This is a genomic window from Micromonospora sp. DT62 (assembly GCF_049847285.1).
Lineage (GTDB): Bacteria > Actinomycetota > Actinomycetes > Mycobacteriales > Micromonosporaceae > Micromonospora > Micromonospora reichwaldensis.
Genome location: NZ_JBNCOB010000005.1, coordinates 216,778 through 236,339, shown reverse-complemented (window position 1 = coordinate 236,339; position 19,562 = coordinate 216,778). Strand labels below are relative to the sequence as shown.

Annotated in this window: 19 protein-coding genes; 9 read left to right on the top strand and 10 right to left on the bottom strand. The window is 67.7% G+C overall.

Annotation, left to right across the window (positions count from 1 at the left end; all coding sequences use genetic code 11):
- Positions 1-75 precede the first annotated feature (75 nt).
- From ACPXCB_RS10370 to ACPXCB_RS10355, 4 genes are all read left to right on the top strand, one after another.
- Positions 76-1,701, top strand: coding sequence for a glycosyl hydrolase family 18 protein (locus ACPXCB_RS10370; protein ID WP_425874341.1), 1,626 nt, complete (start codon positions 76-78; stop codon positions 1,699-1,701).
- Positions 1,702-1,939: 238 nt separating this feature from the next.
- Positions 1,940-2,422: a hypothetical protein gene (locus tag ACPXCB_RS10365; protein ID WP_327029149.1), complete on the top strand. Its 483-nt coding sequence runs from the start codon at positions 1,940-1,942 to the stop codon at positions 2,420-2,422.
- 88 nt (positions 2,423-2,510) lie between these two features.
- Positions 2,511-3,917, top strand: coding sequence for a class II 3-deoxy-7-phosphoheptulonate synthase (locus ACPXCB_RS10360; protein WP_151456989.1), 1,407 nt, complete (start codon positions 2,511-2,513; stop codon positions 3,915-3,917).
- 102 nt (positions 3,918-4,019) lie between these two features.
- A complete protein-coding gene (locus tag ACPXCB_RS10355; protein WP_425874339.1) occupies positions 4,020-5,057 on the top strand; it encodes a threonine aldolase family protein in 1,038 nt (345 codons plus the stop codon).
- Between the two features lie 19 nt (positions 5,058-5,076).
- Here the strand turns inward: ACPXCB_RS10355 and ACPXCB_RS10350 are convergent, their stop codons facing one another.
- Positions 5,077-5,940 (bottom strand): deoxyribonuclease IV, encoded by an 864-nt coding sequence (locus ACPXCB_RS10350; protein ID WP_425874337.1) that lies wholly within the window; start codon positions 5,938-5,940, stop codon positions 5,077-5,079.
- A gap of 2 nt (positions 5,941-5,942) precedes the next feature.
- Positions 5,943-7,928 carry a Stk1 family PASTA domain-containing Ser/Thr kinase gene (pknB, locus tag ACPXCB_RS10345; protein ID WP_425874335.1) on the bottom strand — a complete coding sequence of 662 codons (1,986 nt, stop codon included), beginning with the start codon at positions 7,926-7,928 and terminating at the stop codon, positions 5,943-5,945.
- 164 nt (positions 7,929-8,092) lie between these two features.
- Between pknB and ACPXCB_RS10340 the strand changes: the two genes are divergently transcribed.
- Positions 8,093-8,485 carry an Rv2175c family DNA-binding protein gene (locus ACPXCB_RS10340; protein WP_425874334.1) on the top strand — a complete coding sequence of 131 codons (393 nt, stop codon included), beginning with the start codon at positions 8,093-8,095 and terminating at the stop codon, positions 8,483-8,485.
- Positions 8,486-8,560: 75 nt separating this feature from the next.
- Here the strand turns inward: ACPXCB_RS10340 and ACPXCB_RS10335 are convergent, their stop codons facing one another.
- Complete coding sequence (locus ACPXCB_RS10335) at positions 8,561-9,643, bottom strand: polyprenyl synthetase family protein (RefSeq protein ID WP_425874332.1); 1,083 nt, start codon at positions 9,641-9,643, stop codon at positions 8,561-8,563.
- Between the two features lie 9 nt (positions 9,644-9,652).
- Positions 9,653-10,978 carry a helix-turn-helix domain-containing protein gene (locus ACPXCB_RS10330; protein WP_425874330.1) on the bottom strand — a complete coding sequence of 442 codons (1,326 nt, stop codon included), beginning with the start codon at positions 10,976-10,978 and terminating at the stop codon, positions 9,653-9,655.
- A gap of 24 nt (positions 10,979-11,002) precedes the next feature.
- Here ACPXCB_RS10330 and ACPXCB_RS10325 point away from each other — a divergent pair, with 24 nt between their 5' ends.
- The 3 genes from ACPXCB_RS10325 (at position 11,003) to ACPXCB_RS10315 (ending at position 12,180) form a co-directional block, all read left to right on the top strand.
- Positions 11,003-11,236, top strand: a complete 234-nt coding sequence (locus ACPXCB_RS10325; protein ID WP_425874328.1) for a hypothetical protein — start codon at positions 11,003-11,005, stop codon at positions 11,234-11,236.
- A gap of 184 nt (positions 11,237-11,420) precedes the next feature.
- The gene (locus ACPXCB_RS10320; protein ID WP_425874326.1) at positions 11,421-11,807 is read left to right on the top strand and encodes a hypothetical protein; all 387 of its coding nucleotides are present in this window, start codon (positions 11,421-11,423) and stop codon (positions 11,805-11,807) included.
- Between the two features lie 199 nt (positions 11,808-12,006).
- Positions 12,007-12,180: a hypothetical protein gene (locus tag ACPXCB_RS10315; RefSeq protein ID WP_425874324.1), complete on the top strand. Its 174-nt coding sequence runs from the start codon at positions 12,007-12,009 to the stop codon at positions 12,178-12,180.
- A gap of 145 nt (positions 12,181-12,325) precedes the next feature.
- Here the strand turns inward: ACPXCB_RS10315 and ACPXCB_RS10310 are convergent, their stop codons facing one another.
- The gene (locus ACPXCB_RS10310; RefSeq protein ID WP_425874322.1) at positions 12,326-12,535 is read right to left on the bottom strand and encodes a hypothetical protein; all 210 of its coding nucleotides are present in this window, start codon (positions 12,533-12,535) and stop codon (positions 12,326-12,328) included.
- A gap of 412 nt (positions 12,536-12,947) precedes the next feature.
- On the opposite strand from ACPXCB_RS10310, the gene ACPXCB_RS10305 reads away from it, so the two are divergent.
- Positions 12,948-13,208, top strand: coding sequence for a hypothetical protein (locus ACPXCB_RS10305; protein WP_425874320.1), 261 nt, complete (start codon positions 12,948-12,950; stop codon positions 13,206-13,208).
- A gap of 41 nt (positions 13,209-13,249) precedes the next feature.
- Here ACPXCB_RS10305 and ACPXCB_RS10300 read toward each other — a convergent pair whose 3' ends face one another.
- The 5 genes from ACPXCB_RS10300 to ACPXCB_RS10280 form a co-directional block, all read right to left on the bottom strand.
- Positions 13,250-13,888, bottom strand: coding sequence for a hypothetical protein (locus tag ACPXCB_RS10300; RefSeq protein WP_425874318.1), 639 nt, complete (start codon positions 13,886-13,888; stop codon positions 13,250-13,252).
- Between the two features lie 181 nt (positions 13,889-14,069).
- Positions 14,070-14,411, bottom strand: a complete 342-nt coding sequence (locus ACPXCB_RS10295; RefSeq protein WP_425874316.1) for a hypothetical protein — start codon at positions 14,409-14,411, stop codon at positions 14,070-14,072.
- Between the two features lie 4 nt (positions 14,412-14,415).
- Positions 14,416-14,763, bottom strand: a complete 348-nt coding sequence (locus ACPXCB_RS10290; RefSeq protein ID WP_425874314.1) for a hypothetical protein — start codon at positions 14,761-14,763, stop codon at positions 14,416-14,418.
- 100 nt (positions 14,764-14,863) lie between these two features.
- Positions 14,864-17,326 (bottom strand): hypothetical protein, encoded by a 2,463-nt coding sequence (locus tag ACPXCB_RS10285; protein WP_425874312.1) that lies wholly within the window; start codon positions 17,324-17,326, stop codon positions 14,864-14,866.
- A 251-nt stretch (positions 17,327-17,577) separates the two neighbouring features.
- Positions 17,578-19,452 (bottom strand): hypothetical protein, encoded by a 1,875-nt coding sequence (locus ACPXCB_RS10280; protein WP_425874310.1) that lies wholly within the window; start codon positions 19,450-19,452, stop codon positions 17,578-17,580.
- Positions 19,453-19,562 lie beyond the last annotated feature (110 nt).

The following is a 19,562-nucleotide window of genomic DNA, read 5'->3' as shown; positions in this document are numbered from 1 at the left end:
GACGAATGGATGACGGCGTGAGTAGCGTCTCACCAACAATCTGGAAAGTTTCCTAACTGTTTAGGGAGACGCCGCATGAAGAGATCGCTCCGCCGGGCCCTCTGGGTCGGCGCCGTGATGGCGGTGACCGCCGCCACGGTCCCGATGGCCAGTGCGTTCGGCGCCGGCAGCGTGACCGCCGGCTTCGCCAAGGCACAGGACTGGGGGACCGGTCACGAGACGCGGGTGACCGTCACCAACGGGACGAGCGCCCCGGTGAGCACCTGGCGCATCGAGTTCGACCTGCCGTCGGGCACCAGCATCAGCAGTTCCTGGGACGCCGACGTCACGCGCACCGGCGACCACTACGTCGCCGTCAAGAAGAGCTGGGCCGGCCCGATCGCGGCGGGTGCCTCGTTCAGCTGGGGCTACAACGGCACCGGCGCGTACAGGGCGCCGCTGAACTGCACGATCAACGGCGCGCCGTGCGGCGGCGGCACCCCGCCCCCCACCACCGCGCCGCCGACCACCACCCCGCCGACCACGGCGCCGCCCACCACCGCGCCGCCGACCACGCCCCCGCCGACCACCCCGCCGCCGGGCCCGGGCGGCAAGAAGGTCGTCGGCTACTTCGCGCAGTGGGGCGTCTACGCCCGCAACTACCACGTGAAGAACATCCACACGAGCGGCTCGGCCGCCAAGCTGACCCACATCCTGTACGCCTTCGGCAACACCACCGGTGGCCGCTGCACCATCGGTGACAGCTACGCCGACTACGAGAAGGCCTACACGGCGGCGGACAGCGTCGACGGCGTCGCCGACACCTGGGACCAGCCGCTGCGCGGCAGCTTCAACCAGCTGCGCAAGCTCAAGAAGATGTACCCGAACCTGAAGGTGATCTGGTCCTTCGGCGGTTGGACCTGGTCGGGCGGCTTCACCCAGGCCGCGCAGAACCCGGCCGCGTTCGCCGAGAGCTGCCACAACCTGGTCGAGGACCCGCGCTGGGCGGACGTCTTCGACGGCATCGACGTCGACTGGGAGTACCCGAACGCCTGCGGGCTCACCTGCGACAGCAGCGGCCCGAACGCCTTCAAGAACGTGGTCAGCGCGCTGCGGTCGAAGTTCGGCTCTTCCGCGCTGGTCACCGCCGCGATCACGGCGGACGGCAGCAACGGCGGCAAGATCGACGCCACCGACTACGCCGGCGCCGCGACGCACCTCAACTGGATCATGCCGATGACGTACGACTACTTCGGCGCCTTCAACGCGCAGGGCCCCACCGCCCCGCACTCCCCGCTCACCTCGTACGCCGGCATCCCGCAGCAGGGCTTCTGGTCCGACGCGGCGATCCAGAAGCTCAAGAGCAAGGGCATCCCGTCGGACAAGCTGCTGCTCGGCATCGGCTTCTACGGCCGGGGCTGGACCGGGGTGACCCAGGCCGCCCCGGGTGGCACCGCCACCGGCCCCGCCCCGGGCACGTACGAGCAGGGCATCGAGGACTACAAGGTCCTCAAGAACACCTGCCCGGCCAACGGCACCGTCGCCGGCACGGCGTACGCCAAGTGCGGCAGCAACTGGTGGAGCTACGACACCCCCTCCACGATCAACGGCAAGATGACGTACGCGAAGAACCAGGGCCTCGGTGGCGCGTTCTTCTGGGAGCTCTCCGGTGACACCGGCAACGGCGAGCTGATCGGCGCCATCAAGGGCGGTCTCGGCTGAGCCGAGGGCCGACGCACCACCCACACGGCGGGGAGGGACCACGCACCGGTCCCTCCCCGCCCGCTGTGTCCGGGCCGAGGTGGGGGAGTGTCCCGCGTCGGCCCGGCCGGGCGTCCGGTCACGGGCCCGTCGCGTGCCGGTGACCGGGCGGTCCGGGCGCGGCGGCGTCCGGGCACGTGCGTCGATGTGACAGACTCGCCGCTCAACGGGCTCGATGTCCACGGCGACGGAGGTGGCGATGCGCGCGACGCGCGGGAGGCTCGCGGCGGGCGCCGTGCTGCTCGGGACCCTTCCCCTCGTCCTGCTCGGCTGCGGCATCGGCGAGGAGGAGGACCCGGCGACCAAGCCCGGGCGGGCCCCGGCCGAGGAGGCCACCACGAAGTCGCGCGAGCGGGTGCAGGCCTACCTCGACGCGATGACCGCCAAGGACGTCGCGGCCGGGCGCAGCCAGCTCTGCGCCGCCCTCCAGGAGAGCTTCGACGCCGCCGCGACCGGCCCCAACGGCGACTTCGCCGACCACTTCACGGTGCCGCAGGCCGAGATCACCGACATCCGCTCCGGTCCCCGGGGCCAGGAGGTGAGCACGTCGATCTCGGTCGCCGCCGGCTCCCGCACGCTCACCCGGCCGCTGCTGTTCACGGTCACCCGCGACGGCGCCGACTGGTGCATCGCCGCCGAGGCGCCGGGCGGCAACACCCCGGCCCCCGCCGCCACCCCCTGACCCGCCTTCCGGGTGAGCCCGCTCTCACCTGCCGGAACCATCCCCCTCGCCGGTCGGTCGCCGGGCCGCCCGCCGTACGCTTTCTGTCATGCGCCATGAGTGGCATCAGCTGAGCCATCCCGCGGTGGGCAGCCCTGGGCTGCAGACCAGCCGTCCGACCGTCGACTCCGCCGAGGACGCGGCCCTCGGCCTCGACCGCTGGCGGGAGCTGCCGCGCACACAGATCCCGCCGTGGCCGGATCCGGCGGAGGTCGCCGAGGTCTGCAAGGTGCTCGACACCGTGCCCTCGGTGGTGGCGCCCTACGAGGTCGACCAACTGCGGCAGCGGCTGGCGCTGGTGTGCGAGGGCAAGGCCTTCCTGCTCCAGGGCGGCGACTGCGCGGAGACCTTCGTCGACAACACCGAGAGCCACCTGCTGGCCAACGCCCGCACCCTGCTCCAGATGGCGATCGTGCTCACCTACGGCGCCTCGCTGCCGGTGGTCAAGGTGGCCCGGGTCGCCGGGCAGTACACCAAGCCCCGGTCGTTGCCGACCGACGCGCGCGGGCTGCCGGCCTACCGCGGCGACATGATCAACTCGCTGGAGGCGACGCCGGAGGCGCGGGCCGCCGACCCGCAGCGCATGATCCGGGCGTACGCGAACTCGGCCGCCGCGATGAACATGCTCCGCGCGTACCTGGCCGGCGGGCTTGCCGACCTGCACGCCGTGCACGACTGGAACAAGGGCTTCGTCAAGAACTCCCCGGCCGGCGAGCGCTACGAGGCGATCGCTCGCGAGATCGACCGGGCGCTGGCCTTCATCCGGGCCTGCGGGATGACCGACGACGAGGCGCTGCGCACCGTCACCCTCTACTGCTCGCACGAGGCCCTCGCCCTGGAGTACGACCGGGCGCTGACCCGGGTCTCCGACCGCCGGGCGTACGGCCTGTCCGGGCACTTCCTGTGGATCGGCGAGCGCACCCGGCAGATCGACGGGGCGCACATCGACTTCATCTCCCGCATCGCCAACCCGATCGGCGTGAAGCTCGGCCCGACGACGACCCCGGACGAGGCCATCGAGCTCTGCGAGAAGCTCAATCCGGAGAACGTCCCCGGCCGGCTCACCCTGATCAGCCGGATGGGCAACCACCGGGTCCGCGACGCCCTGCCGCCGATCGTGGCGAAGGTGACCGCCGCCGGCGCCAAGGTGGTCTGGCAGTGCGACCCGATGCACGGCAACACGCACGAGTCGTCCAACGGCTACAAGACCCGGCACTTCGACCGCATCGTCGACGAGGTGCTCGGCTACTTCGAGGTGCACCGGGGCCTGGAGACCCACCCGGGCGGCCTGCACGTCGAGCTGACCGGTGAGGACGTCACCGAGTGCCTCGGCGGCGCCCAGGGCATCGAGGACCTCGACCTGCCCGGCCGCTACGAGACCGCCTGCGACCCGCGACTGAACACCCAGCAGTCGCTGGAGCTGGCCTTCCTCGTGGCGGAGATGCTCCGTGGCTGACGCGAGGAGTGAGCTTGCGAGCCCCGCAGTCGTTGGCCGGAGGGATTGCTGTGGCTGACGCGAGGAGTGAGCTTGCGAGCCCCGCAGTCGGCAGCCGAAGGGATGACAGTGGCTGACGTATTCGTCGATCTTCGTTCGGACACCGTGACCCGGCCCACGCCGGGGATGCGGGAGGCGATGGCCACCGCCGACGTCGGCGACGACGTCTACGGCGAGGACCCGACCGTCAACGCGCTGGAGGCCGAGGTCGCCGCGCTGTTCGGGCACGAGGCGGCGCTGTTCGCCCCGAGCGGGTCGATGGCCAACCAGATCGCCCTGCAACTGGTGGTGCCGCCGGGCGACGAACTGCTCTGCGACGCCGACGCGCACGTGGTGACGTACGAGATCGGGGCCGCTGCGGCGTACGGCGGCATCTCCTCGCGGACCTGGTCACCGGTGGGCGCGGACATCGACCCGGACGTCGTCGCCGCGATGGTCCGTCCCGAGGGCTACCACGCGGTCCCCACCCGGGCGATCGCCGTCGAGCAGACCCACAACCGGGGCGGCGGCGGGGTGATCCCGCTGGCCACCCTGCGCGAGCTGCGCCGGATCGCCGACGACGCGGGCGTGGCCCTGCACTGCGACGGGGCCCGGATCTGGCACGCGCACGTCGCCGACGGCGTGCCGCTGGCCGGGTACGGCGCCCTCTTCGACACCCTGTCGGTCTGCCTCTCCAAGGGGCTCGGCGCGCCGGTCGGCTCGCTGGTCGTCGGCAGCGCCGACAAGATCGCGCGAGCCCGGGTGATCCGCAAGCGGATGGGCGGCGGGATGCGGCAGGCGGGCATCCTGGCCGCCGCCGGCCGGTACGCGCTGGCCCACCACGTCGACCGGCTCGCCGCCGACCACGCGAAGGCGGCCCGGCTCGCCGAGGCGATCGCCCCGTTCGGGGTGCTGGCCACGACCGTCCGGACCAACCTGGTGCCGCTGGACCTGACCAAGGCGCCGCTGGACGCGCACGCCCTGGCCGCCGCCGCCCGCGCCGAGGGCGTCCTGGTCTCGGTGCTCGGCCCCCGCACCGCCCGCCTGGTCACCCACCTGGACGTCGACGACGCCGGCATCGATCGCGCCGTCGAGGTCCTCACCCGCGTCCTGCGGGGCTGACCGCCTCGCCGGCCCCGCGTCAGGGGTGCAGGCGCCTGAGGGTGGCGATGTCGGCGGCGTGGCCGACGTGCTTCTCCGTCGGCGTCTCCACCACGACCGGGACGCCGGCGGTGGCCGGATGCGCCATCAGCTCGGCGAACGCCGGCTCGCCGATGGTGCCCTTGCCGATGTTCTCGTGCCGGTCCCGGGTGGAGCCGCAGAGGTCCTTCGAGTCGTTCGCGTGCACCAGTCGAAGCCGGTCGGCCCCGACCGTCGCCACGAGCGTGTCCAGCGTCGCGGTCATGCCGCCCTCGACCGCCAGGTCGTGCCCCGCGGCCCAGGCGTGGCACGTGTCGAAGCAGACCCCGAGCCAGGGGTGCCGTTCCACCGCGTCGAGGTAGGGCCCGAGCTGCTCCACGCGCGAGGCGAGCGAGCGACCGCCACCCGCGCTCGGCTCGACCAGCAGCCGCGGGCCGTCCGCTGCCGCCGCCTCGTCGAGCAGCGGCAGCAGCGTCTCGCGTACCTGCCGCATGGCGGCCTCGGCGTACCCCTCGTCGACCGCGCTGCCGGCGTGGAAGACCACGCCCTCGGCGCCGATCGCCCGGCCCCGGCGCAGCGCGTGGGCGAGCGTCTCGGCCGACCGCTCGACCGTGTTGGCGGTGGGGGAGCCGAGGTTGACCAGCAGGGACGCGTGGATGAAGACGGGCACGCCCCGCTCGCCGCAGCCGTCGCGGAACGCCACGTCCTGGGCCGGGTCGCCGGGCGGCAGCGCCCAGCCCCGCGAGTTGGACACGTAGACCTGCACGACCCGCGAGCCGGCCGCGTCGGCGTACGGCAGGGCGGCCCTCGCCAGGCCGCCGGAGGTGGGCGTGTGCGAGCCGACCAGCCGCTGTGGTGCCGGCATCGCTACATGCATCCGAGGGTGACCGGGGTGGCCGGCGGCACCTGCGTGTTCTCCGGCGGGTTCTGGAACCGGGTGATGCCGTTCGGGTTGAACTGGATCGCCACCGGGAAGCCCTGGCTCTCCAGGAGCTGCTTGGCCTGCTGGCAGGGCAGGTCGATGACCCGGGGCACGGCGACCAGCGGCGGGCCCTTGCTGAGTTCCAGCTTGACCTTCGCTCCCCGCTCCACCCCGGTGCCGTCGGCCGGGCTCTGCCCGAGGATCTCGTCCTTGGGCTTGTCGGAGTCCTTGTAGGTGGGCTCCACCAGCTCCAGGCCCAGCTGGGCGAGGATCGTCTTGGCCTCACCCAGGCTCTTGCCGACCAGGTTGGGCACGGAGATCGGGGCCTTGCCCTTGCTGAGGACGACCGTGACCTTGTCGCCCGGCTTCACCTCGGCGCCGACCTTCGGGTTGGTCTCCAGCACGACGCCCGCGGGCAGGTTGTCGTCGTAGCGGGCCGTGCCCTTCGCCACCACCAGCTTCGCGTCGAGCAGGTCCGCCTCGGCGAGCTCGAACTCCTTGCCCACCACGTCGGGCACCGGGAAACGCTCCGGCCCCAGCGAGAGGGTCAGCGTGATCGTGCCGCCCTTGACGATCCGGGTGGCCGAGGCCGGGTCCTGCGCCAGGACGGCGTCCTTCGGGACCTTCTCGTCGTAGCGCGGATCGGCGTAGCTGAGGACGACCCCGACGCGGGCGGCCTGCGCCTCCGCGTCGGCCTTGGTCATCGCCACCAGCTGCGGGGCCTCCGTGTAGCGTCCGGCCGCCAGCCACCAGCCGCCGCCGGCGACCAGCAGGACCAGCACCACCGCGGCGGCGATGACGGCCCGGCGGCCGCGCGGGTCGCCCATCACCCGGGTGCGCAGCGCGGACAGCCGCGACCACAGGCTCTCGTCCTCGTCGGGCTCGGCCCGGCGACGGCCCGCCCGGGGGGCGGCGCCCTCGGGCAGCCGGGCCCAGGCGGGCCGCTGGGCCGGCTGGACCGCCGCGACCATCATGGTCGGCCCGGCCATCGGCTCGTCGGACACCCGGCGCAACACGGCGGTACGCGTGTTCGCGTCGCCCAGGTCGTCCCGGACCGCCTGCACCTCGGCCAGCAACGCGCCGGCGTCGGTCGGCCGGGCGCCCGGATCACGCCGGGTGGCCCGGGCGACCAGTTCGTCGAGCGCCTTGGGCAGGCCGGGCACCAGGGTCGACGGCGTCGGGACGTCGTTGTCGACGTGCTGCCAGGCGACGTCGACCGGACGGTCCCCGTCGTAGGGCACCCGACCGGTGAGCATCTCGAACAGCACGATGCCGGCGGAGTAGACGTCGGTGCGGGGGTCGGCGTGCCCGTCGGTGACCAGCTCCGGGGCCACGTACGCGACCGTGGCCATCAACTGGTTGCCGTTCTCCTCGTCGGCGCTCGCCTCGACCGCCTGGGCCAGCCCGAAGTCGGCGACCTTGACGACGCTGTCGACCAGGTTGGCCGCGCCGCCGGTGGGGGCCTCGGCGACCAGCACGTTCTCCGGCTTCACGTCGCGGTGCACCAGCCCCGCCCGGTGCGCGGCGGCGATCGCGGCGAGCATCTGCTCGGCGATGGCCAGCGCCTCGTCGGGGTTGAGTCGGCGCCGCTCGGCGAGCACGTCGCGCAGGGTGCGACCGCGGACGTACTCCATCACGAGGTAGGGCAGGCCCGAGTGGGTGCCCTGGTCGTAGACCGCGACGACGTTGGGGTGGGTCAGCCGGGCGATGGTCTTCGCCTCGTCGGTGAACCGCTCCACGAAGCCCGCCGTCCGCGCCCGTGGTTCCGGGGCCTGAGACGGATGAATGATCTTGAGTGCGACGGTGCGCTCGAGGCGTTCGTCGGTGGCGGTGTACACGGTCGCCATGCCGCCACGGGCCACGCGACCGCGGATGCGGTAGCGCCCGTCGATCAGCGAGCCCAGCAACGTGTCGGCGACCTGTGTGTCCATCGGCAGGGAGTCTATGTGTCCAGGGGGTGAAGGTTGAACAGGATGCTACAGATGGGGTGCGACCAGGATTGCCCCGCCGCACTCGCTTCCCCTGCCGGCCCTGCTCAGCCGGCTCGCGGGGGTGCCGTTGACGCCGACCGGGCGGGACATGGCAGGGTGGTCCGGTGACCGACTCAGTACCCGCCGACCGGGCCGTGCCCGGCCCCGAACTCGCCGGCCCCGCCGACGCCGCCGACTGGCTGACCCTGCCGGACGTGGCCGAGCGCCTCGACGTGTCGATCAGCAAGGTCCACCAGATGATCCGGGACCGGGAGCTGATCGCGGTACGCCGCGACGGCGTCCGCCGGATACCGGCCGACCTGGTGGCCAACCAGACGGTGCTGAAGCACCTGCCCGGCGTGCTCAACCTCCTGGCCGACGGGGGCTACGACGACGAGGGCGCGCTGCGCTGGCTCTACGAGCCGGACGACACCCTGCCGGGCGGCGCCCCCGCGAAGGCGCTCGCCGGCGACCAGGCCCGCGAGGTGAAGCGCCGGGCCCAGGCCCTGGGCTTCTGACCCCGGCCCCCCACCACTCGCCTTCGCGCGGGTGGGCCGGTCAGCGGGTCAGTCGGCGCGGCGCGGGTGGGGCGGTCAGTCGGCGCGGCGGGTGGCGGCGATGGCCAGGTCGACCAGGGCCTGCCGGGCCTCGGTGTCCAGGTCGACGGCGGCCAGCGCCGCCAGCGCGGTGTCGGTCAGCACACCGATCCGCTGCTCCGTACGCGCCAGCGCCCCGCTGCCGTCGATCAGCTCGCGCAGCCGGGTGACCCCGGCCTCGTCCAGCCCGGGGTCGCCGAGCCCGCCGAGCAGCAGTTCCCGGCCCGCCCCGTCGGTCGTCTCCAGGGCCGCCGCCACCAGGTAGGTCCGCTTGCCCTCACGTAGGTCGTCACCGGCCGGCTTGCCCGTCTGGGCGGGATCGCCGAAGACCCCCAGCACGTCGTCGCGGAGCTGGAACGCCTCGCCCAGCGGCAGCCCGTACGCGGAGTACGCCGTCCGGACCTCCGCCGGCGCGTCGGCCAGCGCGGCGCCGAGCAGCAGCGGCCGTTCGACCGTGTACTTCGCCGACTTGTAGCGGGCGACCTTGCCGGCCCGCTCTACCGAGGTGTCCCCGGTGACCTGGGTCAGCACGTCGAGGTACTGGCCGACGGTGACCTCGGTGCGCATGGCGTCGAAGACCGGCCGGGCCCGGGCCACCGTGCGCGGGTCCAGCCCGGCGGAGTGCAGCAGGGCGTCGGACCAGACCAGGGACAGGTCGCCCAGCAGGATCGCCGCCGCGTCGCCGAAGCCGTCCGCGTCGCCGCCCCAGCCGGACGCCCGGTGCCGGGCCGCGAACCGCCGGTGCACCGCCGGCTCGCCGCGCCGGGTGTCGGACCGGTCCATCAGGTCGTCGTGGATGAGCGCGCTGGCCTGCACGAACTCCAACGCGGCCAGGGCGGTGACCACCTGGTCGGTGTCCACCCCGCCGGCTCCCCGGAACCCCCAGTAGGCGAACGCCGGGCGCAGTCGCTTGCCGCCGCCGAGGACGAACGCCTCGATCGCCTCGGCGAGCGGAGCCAGGGCGTCGTCGACCCCGGCCATCCAGGCGCGCTGGCTCGCCAGGAACTCGGTCAGGGCCTTGTCGATCCGTTGACGCAGCCCGGCGCGGTCGACGGGGGAAACAGGAGCAGCGTGGGTCACGCCACGACGCTAGCCGGTCGGGGTCGACCCCGTCGCGGCACCGGGGGGCCGACGCGCCGCACGCCACGTGGGAGCCTGCCTGCCGGCCGGCCCAGGTGGCGGCCCCGGCCGGGGCAGGTACGGAGCCGCCGCGGCGGCGAGCGCCCGGTACCGCCGGACGGCCGGCTCGTCGCCGTGCCCGGCCAGCCGCCGGCGTACGTCGGCCAGTTGGCCCAGTGCGCGGGGCGACCCGGCGCGGACCGCGTCGAGCAGCGCCTCGCCGGCCACCGCGCAGGCCCGCTCCACCTCGCCGAGTTGCAGGTAGCCCCGGGCCAGCCAGCCGCCGTAGATCGCGGAGGTGCGGGGGCCGCGCCGCCGGACGGCGTGCAGCGGCGCCTCGGCCGGGAGCGGTCGGCCCAGAGCGACCAGCGCGCGGCCGGTCATCGCCGCCAACTCCGGCCCGTCGAGCCAGTAGAGCCACGGCGGCTCCCGGCCCGGCTCCGGCGCGTCGGTCACCCGGCGGGCCGCGTCGAGCGCCTGCCGGGCCGCCCCCGCCCGGCCACCGAGCGCCGCGGCCAGGGCCACCCGGTGCAGCAGCAGGGCACGCAGGCCGGGGCTGGCCGACCGCCGTGCCCCGGCGTACGCGGTGCGGGCCAGCACCAGCGCGCCCTCCGGGTCGCCGACGCCGGTGAGCAGGTGGCTGGCCGAGCCGAGCACGTGCCCGGCGAGCGACGGGTCGCCGGCCGTCGCGGCGGCGCGCAGTGCCAGCCGGTACGCGTGCAGGGCGCCGGCGGCGTCCCCCGCGTCCGCGGCGAGCCAGCCGGCGAGCTGGGCGGACTCGGCCAGCTCGGGCAGCAGCCGCGGGCGTGCGGCGGGGGCGCACCCGGACAGCGCCCGCACCGCCCGTCCCAGCCGGTACGCCCCGAGCCCGGCCAGGTCGGCCCCGCCGACGAGGTCGTCGAGCCGGCGCAGCTCCGCCAGCCGTACCGGCCCGGCGCCGTCGCCCCGGACGGCGGGCCGGGTGGGTGTGCCGGGCAGCAGCACGGCGCGCGGGTCGGCGAGCCAGCGCTGGGCCAGGGCGAGCAGCGCCGCCCGGGGCCGGGACCCGCCGAAGGCCGGCGGCGGACCGAGGCTGCGGGTGCGGGCCGCGGCGGTGGCCAGCAGGTCGGCCGGCACCGCGAGGACGACGGCGAGCCAGCCCAGCCAGAACTCGCCGGGGACGCGCAGTTGCCGCTCCCACCGGGAAACCTCGTGCCGGTCGGATTCATACGATCGGCTGACCTCGTGAGGAGAGCTTGTGACCAGCAGCGCATCCCCCAGGGAACCCGAGTCGTACGCCTGGTGCGACTCGCGCACCGCTCAGGACGTGAGGGTGACGAGGTGAGCAGCTTCATGGGCCACGACGACTACGACGACTTTATCGACAACTACGACCCCTTCCCGGACGTGTACGACTACGACGGGCCTCACGAGGCGATCCGTGACCTTGACCAGGCCGGCGACGTCTTCCTACGGTTCGCCGCCATCATCGAGCTGTTCCGCAGGCTGGAACGTCACTCTGTGGCCTTCACTGAAGACACGAGCCGGATGCTTGCCCTGAGGCAGCAGGCATGAACCTCCGAGACCACATCCCTACCTCTCGGCAGATGGCGTTCGCCGGGCTGTTCGCTGTCGTGGTGTTCTGCGGCTACGGCCCTGTGAACTACCTCTTGTTCTGACAACTCAATAGCCCCAAGTGAGGGGGTCGCTGCTTCGGCAGCGGCCCCCTTTGTGTTCCCACAACTAAATAGGAGAGCCCATGAACACTGATACTCGACACAACCCGAACCCGTACTACGGAGGTCGCACCTACCGGCCCTTTGGCCTGAGTCGCACTGAACTTGCGGCATGGGTGCTTGAGCGCACCATCGAAGACCCTGACACCGGATGCCTCTTCTGGCAGGGAGCGGCGAACGCGACCCCCAACAACATCTACGGCGTCATCCGTATGGGCAGCAAGAACATCCTCGTTCACCGCCTGGTGGCTGAGGTCTACCACGGCCTGAGCCCCGATCAAGTTGTGGACCACGTCATTAGCCGTGGTTGCACTGGTCTCGGCCTGTGCGTCAACCCAGAGCACTTGGAACCAGTGACGCAGCGGGAGAACGTCATTCGAGGGTGGGCGGCCCGGCGGGCGTCGGCATGACAGAACTCCGCTGCTGGCAGTGCGGCGTAGAGCCAGAGTCCGTCATTGACGTTACCGCCTATGGCGATCCCAGACCGGTTTACATGCCTGGCTACTGGCCGGAAGGCGGCCACGAGCACTCAGTCAATCCCCCAACCCCAGAAGAGCTAATTGAGCGCGGACGGCGCTCGCTCAATCGAATCATCAAGGAGTGGACGTTATGAGCACTGCCACCACCGCAAAGCCCTTCTTTGTCTGGCTCACCGATGAAGAGTTCACCGAGCGATACGGCGATTTCCCTACCTCGGCCCTGAAGCCGCTCTTCGGCAATGAGGTCATGACTATCTACTTGGACTCAGGAGCGAACGTCATCTACTACGTCACGCCCTCCTGAAGGGCTCTGTAGCCCCCTGAGATCCAATCTGAGCGCATAGCACTGAGAGCCCCACCCTGGGTAAGGGTGGGGCTCTCAGTGGCTTTCAGGGCTGTCGTTTGCAGGGCACCCGGTTAGGAGTCCTCAGCGCTGAAGTGCAGACAGCTTAGGGCTCTTCGTCGCTCGCAAGCAAGTGGGGCCGGTTCTCGGCGATCCAACGCTCTACGTCCCGCTTGTTCCACACCTTCCCCATCACGAGGACCTGATACGGATCGGGGAACGTTTTCGAGTTGATGACGACGTTCACGCGCTGTCGGGACACGTTCCCCAACATCACGCGGATCTCCGCCGCACCCACAAGCTCCACCTGCTCCACGTCCCAGACGGTAGGCAGCGCCTTGCCGTTGCACCGCTACAACGGCTCGATGCGTTGACGTGAGTAAACAGGCGGGGCAGGATGGACGCATGAGGGACCCCGGACAGGGCGCAGGAGGCGACGTGACTAGGTGGAAGTGGTTTCAGCGCTCCTCAGAGCCGACTGACGTAGTGCAGCCTGCAACCCGCTACGGCCAGCGAGACGGCAACCCCCGGCCTGCCAGGCCGAACCAGAGGAGCTACGGCCCCACCCTCGAACGGCGGCCTGAGCCGCCCTTCTTGGTTCAGATGGCAGGGTTCGTCATCGACTTCCACCATCGAAACGTCTGCACGAGGTGTCAGCCAGACGGCTCGTGTAGCCGCCTCGTGGAGGCGGGGGAGACCCTGAGGGCCTGGCGAGACAGGAAGACCCAGTGAAGCTCAACCCGGGTGACGTTCTGCTCGTGACCAAGGAGGCAAGCGTCCAGTTCACGGAGCCCATGAGTTTCAGACTGATCAAGGTAGTGACGGACTGGATCACCTACGACGGGTGGCTGTGGTTGGACGGATACCAGCTTGACGCGAAGGGAACGGCTACCGCGAAGAGAAGGATCTTCGTCCAGCGAACAGGGCTGCGAGTGCTTACGGCAGCCGTAAGCGATGGGAGGATAAGACCTCCACAGCGACACCCATAAACGGAAGAAACCCCCTGCCGAAATGGCAGGGGGTTTCTGCTTTACACCTCGTCTACCGAGCCAATGACCTTCCGCAGCACCCGCTCAAGCTGTTCATCGGTGATGGTCACCGAGCCTGGAGGCGTAGCAAAGATCTGATCCACCTTCGCACCGAGGGCACGAACCTCGGTGACTGCGGCAGTGGCGCTGTTGGCAGCTCGAAGAACCACCTTGTACGCCTCCTCCTTGGCGGGACCATTAACAAGATCCCACGTCCACATCTTCTGGACGTCGGTGTTATCGAGGGGCATGTCTTCCTCCGGAAACCATCCCTTGGTCGAATTCTCATGACTCGACCGAGTGTTGAAGTGAACGTGCTTATCGTGGGGGTTCGCACCCGTGTACGGGTGCCAAGCACCAAGCCCCCCAGGCTTGTTGCGCGAAGTGATCCGGCGGTTATAGATGATGTACTGCGTCGCCTCATGGGCGATAGCCGCACTAATGCAAGCCCAGACGTCAACTCCGTCGACATCCATATCCCAGGCGTCCACAGAGCCGTCTGAGTCAGGGTTGTGATCCGAGTTGGTGTTCTGGTGAGCCTTGTCACCGATGGTCCCGTCAGAGGTCTTATCCCGGTTGGGCCACCGGCTGTTGACCTCATTCCGGAAATTGCTCAAGGCCCGGTTGAGGTACCAAGCCATTACGCCTCCGGCGTGTTCGGAACTTTGTAGACGGCGTACACGCCCAAGGCAGCCAGGACCAGGGTTGATGCAAGCCCGGCAACCTCGTTGTTGCCCAGGACATCATCCGCGAAAGCGGCAGAGGTTGCAGTGACAACCGAACTGACGGCAGTTACCCACGCCTTAGCGTACGGGCTAATCTTCATCGCTTAATCCCATCCGAGCCCTCCGGGGGCTCGATCACAATGACGCTGGCATTCCTCAGCGCCTCAATAGTCTTCTCAAGAGCCTCGATGCGAGCCTTGAGCTTTTCGTTCTCAGTGGTTCGCTCAGCAAGCTCCTGCTTGAGCCAGGTGATATGAGCGGTCAGATCATCAATGATCTCGTCGTAGTGCTTCCTGGCTCGCTCGTACGACTGGGCCTCAACCTGTTGCTTCTGTAGCTCTCGGTTTTCTTTGGCGGTCTTACGCTGGGCTAAATAGCCCCAGCCGCCCCCGAGGAATCCAAGAACCCCGACGACTATGGCGACAGTGTTTGCGTCCAACCGATCACACCACTTCGAAAATCATGATGACCAGTGAAGTGTTTGTCTGGTTGACCTGGTACTGGCCTGCCGTGGTGGTTGACGCACGCAGCTTGAAGGTATGGCTTCCAGCCGCAGGCAGCGTCCCTACCCATGTCTGAGCGCCTGTCGCTCGGTCACCGAACACCTGACCACCAATCGACACAGCCCGACCGGCCAAAGCGCCGTCAACGTCAAGCCACCCAGTGATGTCGTTGTTCGTGGTGGCAAGCTGACTGATATCGAACGAGCCGTCAACGATGTATCTCGCACCAGCAGTTGTGGTGCTTAGCGTGATACTGGCACCCGGGACGTCAGTTACCGTGCTGGTCACACCCAGCATGCCTGTAGCGCTTGCCTCGTGAACTGCCGGCTGAACCCTGTTGAGCCGCGCCGCTGATAGTCTTTCTCCCGCTAGAAATGGCATATCTGCCTCACAAACCTAAGATTGCTGGATTAGCTACATGGACCGACGCACCCGCACTGTGTGCCTTGACGACACCATTGACCGCACGAGTAACCGCGAAGGTCTGGGGGCTCGATGTGCTGCTGATAGCGGAGACAGTCATTTGTTCACCGCCAACCAGGATGTCTAGCGGGAACTGGGCAGGGTCAGTGGTCCAGAGTTCGTCAGAATCAGACGAAACAGCGAAGCTCGTGTCGCTGCTGCCAATGCCAGCAGCCAGGACAGAGGAATCAGAATCAACCCTCTGCTCACCCTCAACGGTCGCCACCGACCACACTGACCCGGGAGTGGCGTTCCAGGTGATGTCCCGAGAGAACGCATCCAGGCGTTCTGTGTAGCCCTGGATCATCAACGGCACAGGGCCAGGTGGCAGCCAGTCCGGGAGGTCATCGATCGACAGAAGGTCGCCACAGTCCAGCGCTGCTGCCTGCCTGGTGAGCACAGGATCGGTGGTGAACGCCTCAGAGGCGAGGTTGACCCTCGCCCTCGGGTAGCGAGCCTCATCGACAGTCCCGAGGTGCATCCGCCAGGCGGCATGCTGCTCCGCTTGGTCGTCGTAGGCAAGGTTGAGACTCAGGGCTTCGTCGTAGACGCCTACACCGTCAGGGGCCGGAAGGATCGACAACGGCCCTGACTCAAGGGCCACCCTGGCAGACGATCCACCGTCACGACTGACTGTGACGTCGTTCCTCAGGAAGTCGTCATCCTCGACAGGTTCGAAGGGCTCAGAGATGTGACCAGCCGCGTAAGACAGCCCTACCGACGATTGGTTGTACATGCTGGATCTCGTTCGGTAGGACAGCGCCAAGTCGTTCCTGACCTCGGTCAGGATTCCGCCATCAACGGCAACGCAGGTGTTGATGAGATCCTTGAAGGTGCCGACCTTCTGTCGCCCCATAGGCTCCGTGTCGTCGGGGTCTCCCACGACGTCAACAGGAGTTCCGTTCTCGGCGCTCAGCCGAAGGATTCTGCGCCCCGCAGTCTCACCGATGTAGCCGTTGGTCGAGTTGATGAATTCCCAGTCAATGAAGGGAATGATCTTATCGAAGGCAGCGACATGAGCAACTGAGGTGGCCGGCAGGCCGGCAGACCCGATGGTTACCGACGCCACTTTTCCGAGAATTCCAGAGTAGTCGGTGACGCCGTGACCGGCGGTGTAGAATGACGTCATCCCAAGGCCGTACCAAAAAGCGTAAGCGTCGATGTTTCCGCCTGTGCGGCTGACGTTCAGTTGCATAGCAACCCAGTCGGTAGGCTCAGCGCCTGTACCAAAGGTGGTTGACTCATCGAATCGAGTACTACCTGATGCGTCAGTACCAACCCACCGGAAGTTTGTGCTGCCTACTGTCAATACCCATTCAGTCACAGTGCCCGTTGATTTGATTCTCGCTAGCACCTGAGGTGAAGCCGGTAGAGGATCCATCTTGAAATAAAACAGCACAGACCAAGCGTCATTGCTGATCGTTGGCTTGTTCGTCAGGACGATGCTGGACGTGCCTGAAGTCAACTTCGCTGCTGTAACTGCTCCAGGTAGGGAGTCGTCGGCAGCGAAACTCACATCGATCGCTTGCCCGGGGTGGCCAGCCGAAATGCCACTAGCCGGGGCGGTGCTATCGAATCCATCTTCCAGGGGCAGATATCCAGTGGGTCTATGCTGGCTGAGGTTGCGGAAGATCGGCGAACTCAACGGCTTCTGCCCCTGGTTCAGCCGACGTAGAAGCCCTGACGCCTCGACGGGCACCCAGACGTCATTTCCAGTGACGTCCCATCGTGCAGGCCAAGACGAAATCTCCCCATGGAACCGAGGCTCAACGGCTTGGTAGTTATCGAAGGAGACCGTAGGAAGAGGGCTAGTGGTGTTTCCACCAACGAGCCAAAACCTCATTCCGACCAACCCCGCCCCAGTAAAGCTCCGGTCAGTGGTGGTCAAGTTCCATTCCCGAGGTTCGGGATCGGAAGCAGGCCATATCTTGATGGCAAGCCGAGATCCCACCACAGAGGCCCTGACACGAACTGTCGTTCCTCCGGTGTACGGCACACCCACACTCGAAGCTACAAGCGTCGTGCTGAACATCGCTTCCCGCTTGGCAATCTTCGCGGTCATGAACCCGTCTGGGTCGAACTCCGCGCGTAGCCAATAGCCGTTCGCTGCCGTCAAGTCAGTACGGGCAAGGAATCCGATGACGCAGGAAGAACCGGCCATCAGCGCAGACGGAGTGACGTCGATAACCTGATCAGAGTCAACGCAGATGGTGTTATTCAGAATGATGTTCTCAACGGTGTTGTCACCAGGGAACGTGTATGAAGCCTCACCGGTGGTGACGTTCCATCCGGAGGGAACTCCTACCGTCCAGAGTTGACCGCTGTCAGCGGTTCCAAGACCACCCGTGACGGTCCGGGTGAAGGTGTCCTCATAGAGCTTGAGACTCAAGCGGACAGGAGTATTCCGGCCGATGAGCCCGTAGTAGTCACTTCGTGGATTACGTGGGCTGTAACGGCCATGACGGTTGTTGAGGACGAACGAGCATCGACCAGGGGCGGTCTGCTGGCCCTCGGAGGATCGACCACGGGTGATCGTGATTGCTCCACCGGAGCTAGCAGAACCCTGACGAATATCGGAGGTGATATCCACCCAGCCTAGGGAGCCTGCGTACAGCTCACCTATGAGAGGGAAAGCCATAGTCACACCCCCAGTACCGTTTGGACGTCGCCGCCCTGAATTTTGATTTCCTTACGCAGCCCATCAAGAACGCCGGTACCTTCGATGATCAGGCGTACGGTCTGTTCAGAGGGATGTCCGCCAGTGAACGCCATAGGGGAGCCAGCACTACGGCTACCGGCCATCATCCGAGCGGTTTCCTTGGCAGTGTGCACGTAGCCATCACGGCTCGGAGTAATTAGCTCAGGTCCTTCTTCACCGACGATGTACGGCGTCCCGGCCTTAACCGGTCCACCCTTGGCTCGTCCACCAATCCCAGACTGGTATTCGTTGGTGATCGGAACGGCGCGGCCGACCTCGCGGTAAACCGTCGTGACTGTCGCCTGGTAGTTCTTAGCGAACTTCTCACCGGCAGCCTTAGCCGTCTTGAACTGCTTCTCAAGGTCCCGAAGTTCGGCCTCGGTGAACCCAGCGGATCGAAGGGTCGCCAGAAGGGCAGGAGACAAACTTCCGTTCATCGTGCCAGCAGCGGCACCAGTAGCAGACTGCACAGCGATAGCGGCAAGAGCCATCTTCCGGAGGGCTTCTTGAGCCTCAGGGGACTTCCGGCCATGCTCACTGACGGCTTCGTTGTAGCCCTGCTGGGCTTCCTTGAGGTCGTTCTGAGCCTCGATGAGAGCGAACGCAGGATCGGTCTGAGCACGAAGCTCATCGGCTAGTTCGTCCAGGGCTGAAGCCTGGCCTCTGGCAGCGTCCGCAGACGCGCCGAGGTTCTTCCTGAGGAAATCTTGCTGCCTTGCCATTTCGGCAGTCGCCTCGTTGTGGGCGTTAGCCATCGAATCCCAGTTTTCGACCCAGGAATTCGTGACCTCGCCGAGGCCAGGAATCCAGCCAAGAAGGAAGTCCTGGACACGGGACGTCGCTTGTCCCACCTTGGCGACCGGCTCAACCATGCTCGTCAGAGTGTTGACGGCAGTTCCACCGATACGGACGACTTGCTCAAGTGCCAGGAAGACGCCATGAATGGCAGCCGCCGCATCATCGGCGTTATCGGCAGAGTCCGAGAAGACATCTCCGATGGCACGACCGAGGCGAGGGAGGCCAGTGCTGATCTCTCGGATAACCGGAGCGGCCTTGACGACAGCCTCACGGATTCCCGGGAGAGCTTCCCGAGCAAGTCCAGTCAGGCCACGGGTCAGGGGGACGACGTACCGGGCTGAGGCATCGAGGATGCCCTTGACGTCTCCGGAGGCTGCCTTCCACTCCTGGCGGATGATGCCGATGCCTTCAACGGCCGGGGAGACGAAGACCTCTGAGAAGTCCTCAAGGTCGTCCATGACGGCTTGACCAAGACTCGACCCAGCGGCCTTCACCCGAGGGTCCTTGGCAGCGAGCGTCAAGCCCCCGATGACACCACCGGTAGCAGCTCCACCAACCAGGGCAGCCGCTACAGCTCCACCGATGACAGGAGCAGCGCTAGCGGCGAGCACCCCACCAGCAGCAGCACCAGCAGGCCCCAGAGGGGCACTGGCAACCAGAGGGCCTAGCCGACCTACGAACGAGGCAGCGAAGCCCTTAGCGGCAGAGTCACCGGCATCCGACAGGTCCGGAAGGAACTTCTTAGCCTTGACCAGCTTGGACAACTCTCGCTGCTGGTCGCGCATCCCCTTGACGAGGTCTACTCGCTGTGCCGCGTCATCAGTGCGAGCGAACTGCACCGCCAGATCAGCAAGGCTGCCCTTGACCAGATCCATTTCCCGGTCAAGCTTCTTGGCAGCATCCTCGGTGTCTTGGAGGTTGTCACCAAGCTTCTTGACACTGCCGCCTGCCTTGTTAGCAGCAGGCGAGATGGTTTCCTTTCCCAGGAAGCTGAAGAGAAGTTCACGCTTATCTCGCATCATTCACCCCTCTTCAGCAGCCCATCAAGGAACGCCATGTAGTTGTTGAAGGTCGGAATGTCCATCTGCTCTACCTCGTCAGGCTTGAGCCCGAAGTGATAGGTGAACAG